The sequence below is a fragment of the Ammoniphilus soli genome (genome assembly GCF_040813775.1).
This window is the reverse complement of the sequence record NZ_JBEGDL010000096.1, coordinates 1-2521: the sequence shown is the minus strand read 5'-3', so window position 1 is coordinate 2521 and position 2521 is coordinate 1. Positions and strand designations below refer to the sequence as shown.

Below are 2521 nucleotides of genomic sequence, written 5' to 3'. Positions count from 1 at the left end.
AAGGCAGGAACTGAAGATGAATAACTTAACGTTTGACTCAAATAAATCACTCGATTTTATCGCCATGGGGCGCTTGTGCATCGACTTGAATGCCAATGAAATCAATCGTCCTATGGAACAAACGATCACGTTCACCAAGTACGTAGGGGGCTCTCCCGCGAACATCGCTATCGGTTTGTCCCGGTTGGGCATGAAGACAGGGTTCATTGGCCGTGTGGCTAATGATCAAATGGGTCGTTTCATTGTCGATTATCTCAACCATAATCAGATTGATACCAACGGTGTGGTTACCGATCTATCGGGCAGTGTGACAGGGCTTGCTTTCACGGAAATCAAAAGCCCAACCGATTGCAGCATCTTAATGTATCGTGACAACGCAGCGGATTTGAAGCTGGAGCCCCGGGATGTCGGCGAAGAATATATCAAAAATGCAAAAGCACTGTTGATCTCCGGCACGGCTTTAGCGAAAAGCCCATCAAGAGAAGCGGTATTCTTAGCTCTTGATTATGCGCGAAAGCACGGAACCGTCGTCTTCTTTGATATTGACTATCGACCGTACACCTGGACTTCTCCGGAAGAGACCGCCGTGTACTATAACTTGGCTGCTGAAAAGTGCGATGTCATTATCGGCACGAGAGAAGAATTCGATATGATGGAATGCTTCGAGCATAATCCCGATAAGGACGACTACTACACAGCGAAAAAATGGTTCGATTATCATGCGAAGATCGTCGTCATCAAGCATGGAAAGGATGGATCCATTGCCTACACGAAAGAAGGCGAAAGCTTTAAGGGAACCACCTTTCCAGCCAATGTGATTAAGACGTTTGGTGCAGGAGATTCCTATGCAGCGGGCTTTATCCACGGCTTGATGAAAGGGTGGGAGATCCCGAAAGCCATGGAATATGGGGCAGCTGCCGCATCCATCGTGATTTCCAGCCACAGCTGCTCCGATGCGATGCCAACGGCCGATCAAGTGGACCAATATATCGAAACCTGCAAAAACGGGCTATTCGTAGCGAAATAAGTAAGACCAATACACATCGAGAGGGGAAACACAATGACTACAACAACAACCGTCCAAACCTTGAAAAATTTCGTCGGAGGCCAATGGATCGAAGCGACTTCCGGCAAGACCGATATCGTTCCTAATCCAGCTACAGGGGAATTGTTGGCACATGTGCCGATTTCCAGCCGGGAAGATGTGGCCCATGCGGTTAAAGTAGCGAAAGAAGCGTTTAAAACATGGGGCAAGACGGCCGTTCCTCGCCGTGCCCGCATCCTCTTCAAGTATCAGCAATTGCTGGTCGAAAACTGGGAAGAGCTTGCTCGTCTTGTTACCTTAGAAAACGGAAAAAGCTACGGCGAAGCCTACGGAGAAGTTCAGCGCGGAATCGAGTGCGTCGAATTTGCCGCAGGTGCTCCATCCTTAATGATGGGGAAGCAGCTTCCCGATATCGCGACTAACGTGGAATCCGGCATGTATCGCTATCCGATTGGCGTCATTGGAGGAATCACTCCGTTCAACTTCCCGATGATGGTTCCTTGCTGGATGTTCCCGCTTGCAATCGCTTGCGGAAATACGTTCGTGCTGAAGCCATCCGAGCGTACGCCATTGCTGGCCAACCGTTTGGCTGAATTATTCCAAGAAGCCGGTCTTCCAGATGGCGTGTTGAATATCGTTCACGGAGCACATGATGTGGTGAACGAATTACTAGAAAACAAAGATGTAAAAGGAATTTCTTTTGTCGGATCCCAGCCTGTTGCAGAATACGTATACCGCACAGGCACATCCTTCGGCAAGCGGGTTCAAGCTTTGGCCGGAGCGAAAAACCATTCGATCGTCATGCCTGATGCCAATTTAGATCTGGCAACGAAAGAAATCATCAGTGCGGCTTACGGTTCCGCTGGGGAAAGATGTATGGCTGCAGCAGTCGTCGTAGCTGTTGGAGATGTAGCAGATAAACTCATTGATAGATTAGTAGAGGCTGCCAATCAGATTAAGATTGGCAACGGCATGGAAGAAGGCGTATTCCTTGGGCCCGTCATCCGTGATTCTCATAAAGCGAAAACGATCCAGTATATTGAATCGGGAGTAAATGAAGGAGCGACCTTGATTCGCGACGGACGCAAGGATGAAGCTGCGAATGGAGAGGGTTATTTTGTCGGACCGACTCTATTTGATAACGTGACTACCGATATGACCATTTGGAAAGAAGAAATCTTTGCTCCGGTACTGTCTGTGATTCGCGTGGAAACGTTAGATGATGCCATTGCTTTGACCAATGAATCCGAATTTGCCAATGGCGCATGCCTGTACACGCAAGATGGAAGCAATGTACGCAAGTTCCGTGAAGAAATTGAAGCAGGGATGCTAGGAATCAACTTGGGTGTTCCCGCTCCGATGGCCTTCTTCCCCTTCTCCGGATGGAAGAATTCCTTCTATGGTGACTTACATGCCAATGGTCCGGATGGAGTAGAGTTCTATACGAGAAAGAAAATGCTGACCGCTCGCTGGTAA

General features: G+C 48.6%; 2 protein-coding genes. Both read left to right on the top strand.

Annotated elements, in window-relative coordinates; genetic code table 11:
* Positions 1 to 16 precede the first annotated feature (16 nt).
* Positions 17 to 1027 carry a 5-dehydro-2-deoxygluconokinase gene (gene iolC, locus ABLT31_RS38265; RefSeq protein WP_367760956.1) on the top strand — a complete coding sequence of 337 codons (1011 nt, stop codon included), beginning with the start codon at positions 17 to 19 and terminating at the stop codon, positions 1025 to 1027.
* A 33-nt stretch (positions 1028 to 1060) separates the two neighbouring features.
* Positions 1061 to 2521 carry a CoA-acylating methylmalonate-semialdehyde dehydrogenase gene (locus ABLT31_RS38260; protein WP_367760955.1) on the top strand — a complete coding sequence of 487 codons (1461 nt, stop codon included), beginning with the start codon at positions 1061 to 1063 and terminating at the stop codon, positions 2519 to 2521.

What these genes read in the sequence shown, in the direction of transcription:
- iolC (WP_367760956.1), top strand. Translation starts at nt 17, where the DNA reads ATGAATAACTTAACGTTTGACTCAAATAAATCACTCGATTTTATCGCC.
- ABLT31_RS38260 (WP_367760955.1), top strand. Translation starts at nt 1,061, where the DNA reads ATGACTACAACAACAACCGTCCAAACCTTGAAAAATTTCGTCGGAGGC.